The following is a 3467-nucleotide window of genomic DNA, read 5'->3' as shown; positions in this document are numbered from 1 at the left end:
ATAGGAGAAAGCATTTCTTTTGCTCCTTCTTCCGTGATGCCCGCCTCAAATTGGTCGCTAGAGCTTGATCTTGTGGTCAATTCAGATAGTGTTTTTTTAATTTTAACACCTTGATCAAATAAAATTTCTTTGAATGAATCTAAGGCAGCCTCTTGCCTTTCTGTGATAGGCTCTATCTCAGGAGGAGATGTACAGGATTGAATACTATAGGCTAGGCCAAATGCAATGATGTATAAAGAAAACAAACCTCTAACAAATTTAATTGATAAGTTTTTACTTTTATTTAAAATTTTGATCTAATGAAAATTTTAAATAAACATGTTTAAAGTTATTTAATTTAGTTATAAAATCATATAATTTATAATTGTTCAATAGGTCTATAAGTATTGATTATTACACTTGAAGCACAGTAAATGAGAAGAGAGATAGCCCTAAAGAGGGAAGTCGATTCGGGCGTTTAAATACTCCAAGCACAATTTCTAGGTACAAAATCTGCTGATGTGATTGATCGTGCCTAAATTGTGTTATGACCTGTATCAATCTTAAAGCAATGAGCTAAGAAAATGCTGCTAAGCCTTAGCATGAAAGTCATTTCATTGGTAAAGAAACAAGTGTTAATAAATATAATCGTCCGTTTTGATAAAGAACTGTTGGTGAATGGAGCCATATCTGTTATTATAGCGGCTTGACTAAAATCTAGACTTGTGGGCTTAATTCAAGATGCTGTTTCTGGCTTTGCCGGTTGGATATGGGGTGTTCCGCTCCTTATTTTACTCATTGGTGGTGGGCTTTTCTTTATGGTCTACAGCCGGTTTATGCCCTTTCTCTACTTTAAGCACGCCATATTGGTGTTGCTAGGTAAATACGATGAGAAAGACAAAGAGGGACAAATAAGTCATTACGAGGCTCTTTCAACAGCTCTGGCAGCCACCGTGGGCATGGGCAATATTTCAGGAGTTGCCGTGGCCATTACTATGGGAGGTCCCGGGGCGATCTTCTGGATGTGGGTTTCGGCATTTTTTGGTATTGCTACTAAGTTCTTTACCTGTACGTTGGCGGTTATGTACCGAGGGCGAGATTCTGAAGGTGAAGTGAGGGGAGGGCCAATGTATGTTATAACGGAAGGTCTTGGTCAGAAGTGGAGACCATTGGCGGTTTTCTTCTGTATTTTTGCACTAGTGGGGGCCTTACCCATCTTTCAGGCCAACCAACTCACAGCAGCTCTCAATACTGTTTTGGGGCCAAACATTGGTTACGATCCTGCCGATTCGTTTACTTTTTTAGGTGCTCAGATATCTTACGCTTCGCTTACCATAGGTGCAATACTTACGGTATTGGTTTCAACCGTAATTTTTGGAGGAATTAAAAAGATAGGCAAAGTGGCTGCTCGCATGGTGCCTTCAATGGTGGTACTTTACTTTATTTTGGTGGTGTACATATTGCTTCAGAATGTGGGTGAAATTCCGGGGATTTTTGCTGCTATACTCGATGAAGCATTCACCGGCAGTGCCATTTTAGGTGGAGGTGTTGGTGCAGTTATCATTGTGGGAGCAAAACGTGCAGCCTTTTCCAATGAGGCAGGTATTGGTACGGCACCAATGGTGCATGGTGACACTAAAACAGACGAACCGGTAAGAGAAGGGTTAGTAGCTATGCTGGGTCCGGCAATCGATACTTTGCTGGTCTGTACCTTAACAGCGTTGGTTATTTTGGGCACCGGAGTGTATGAAGAATTCGTAGGGGCCGAAGATACGGGCTTGCTGGGGGTTACTCTCACACTTAAGGCATTCAATGCTGCTATTCCCGGTGTTGGGGGATACCTCCTGGGGCTTTGTATTCTGGTTTTTGCGGTAAGTTCCCTGCTTTCCTATTCGTACTATGGAGTAAAGTGTATGTCGTTTATGTTTGGTGCCAAACGAGGCGATTTGTATAACTACATCTACATTGGCACTATCATTTTGGGAGCCGTTACCTCATTGGGTTTTGTGGTAAACCTCATTGACAGTGGTTTTGCTTTAATGGCTATTCCCACCATGATATCGGCCATCATATTAGCGCCTAAGGCATGGGCAGCATCGCAAGATTACTTCGCACGGCTGAAACGGGGTGACTTTAAGCGATAGGGGAATAGCTTTTATTTTCGAAGCAGGCGCTCAAAGCGTTTCGTGTTATAATTGGCCATTCCGGTTTTCTTAACAACTATTTTACCGTCTTTAGAAATTACAAAAGTGGTGGGAACTACTCCCGTTTCATATACTGTGGGCAGCTGGCTGGCAAGTTGATGAATGGGAAGGTCAAACCCTTTGTCGGCTATCCAGTCTTTGGCTTTTTGAAAATCGCGGTCTTCAGAGATCATCAGAAAGACAACATCTTTATCGTCTTTGACTTTTTCGTAAAGCGCATTAATACCGGGCATTTCGGCCACACAGGGGGCACACCATGTGGCCCAAATATTCATAAAAACAGTTTTCCCTTTGAGAGTTTGTGCGCTCACTATCTGACCCGACTCGTTGGTGAATTTAAAATTGTAGTTGGCCTCTTTTATTGCCATTTCATCTAGTTCCCGTGCGTTCATTATACCGGTATAGAGTACCGCTTGCTGCACTTTTCCAAAGACTTTGGCTTGAGATCCGGTAAGGTAAATGACTGCAAAAACGACCAGAATGATAGCTAATTCAATGAAATCGCGTCTGGTAGGTTTTTTCTTTTTAGGGCCTTTCATGGTATAGTGACAACTTCCGGTTAAACTAAGTTCAAACTATTGACATGAGCAATACATAAGCTTATGGAAATAAATGAAACCTTCGTCAACAAGCTTTGTTAATGTACTGAACTTAGTGGCTATTTTAGAGCGCAAAACCAAAAACGAGATATGAGATTTTTGAAAAACTATTCATTATTAATTGTAGTTGCCCTTATTGTTTCAGCGTGTGGTCAGAAGGAGGGGGTTTATTTTGTGAACCTGACCGATGGTCAGGAAGTGTCTTCCACTGTATTGGTAGAAATGGGAGTGAATGGAATGGAAGTAGAACCTGCTGGTGAAATAAACAAAGGAAAGGGGCATCATCATATAATTATTGATGGCGGTTATATGAAAACCGGAGAAACTATTCCGGCTAATGAAACACATATTCATTATGGGAAAGGCCAAACAGAGGCTACCATTGAGTTAAGCCCGGGTAAGCATACCTTAACTCTTCAGTTCGCAAACGGAATCCATCAGTCGTATGGAGAAGCCTGGAGCAAGACCATTACGGTGAATGTGAAAGACTAAATTAGTTTATAGGGTATTTAGTTAGATCACATAGAAGTAATGGGGCCATTTGAGCTGCAAACTGTGTCTTTACAGTGACTTATAAGAGCCATTTGTGAAGACACCAATGGAGGCAAGGTTAAGAAATATACTTCTTGCGACTTAAGTAACCTGAGTTAGATGTAAGTAAGTAGTAAAATATCCCCTCTTAGGA

At 41.3% G+C, this 3467-nt stretch carries 4 protein-coding genes; 2 read left to right on the top strand and 2 right to left on the bottom strand.

Annotated features, from left to right (window positions below; all coding sequences use genetic code 11):
- On the bottom strand, nt 1-245 hold a 245-nt coding region (locus B3O12_RS09150; protein WP_286756072.1), incomplete at its 3' end, for a hypothetical protein.
- 468 nt (nt 246-713) lie between these two features.
- Here B3O12_RS09150 and B3O12_RS09145 point away from each other — a divergent pair.
- Nucleotides 714-2123 (top strand): alanine/glycine:cation symporter family protein, encoded by a 1410-nt coding sequence (locus B3O12_RS09145; protein WP_414706592.1) that lies wholly within the window; start codon nt 714-716, stop codon nt 2121-2123.
- 11 nt (nt 2124-2134) lie between these two features.
- On the opposite strand, the gene B3O12_RS09140 is transcribed toward B3O12_RS09145, so the two are convergent.
- Nucleotides 2135-2722, bottom strand: a complete 588-nt coding sequence (locus tag B3O12_RS09140; protein ID WP_286756071.1) for a TlpA family protein disulfide reductase — start codon at nt 2720-2722, stop codon at nt 2135-2137.
- A gap of 150 nt (nt 2723-2872) precedes the next feature.
- Between B3O12_RS09140 and B3O12_RS09135 the strand changes: the two genes are divergently transcribed.
- Nucleotides 2873-3274, top strand: coding sequence for a DUF4399 domain-containing protein (locus tag B3O12_RS09135; protein ID WP_189630013.1), 402 nt, complete (start codon nt 2873-2875; stop codon nt 3272-3274).
- Nucleotides 3275-3467: the final 193 nt, after the last annotated feature.

This window comes from Roseivirga sp. UBA838, from assembly GCF_002296035.1.
GTDB classification, from domain to species: Bacteria; Bacteroidota; Bacteroidia; order Cytophagales; family Cyclobacteriaceae; genus Roseivirga; species Roseivirga thermotolerans.
The sequence above is the reverse complement of the archived record's forward strand: the minus strand, read 5'-3'. Positions and strand labels throughout refer to the sequence as shown.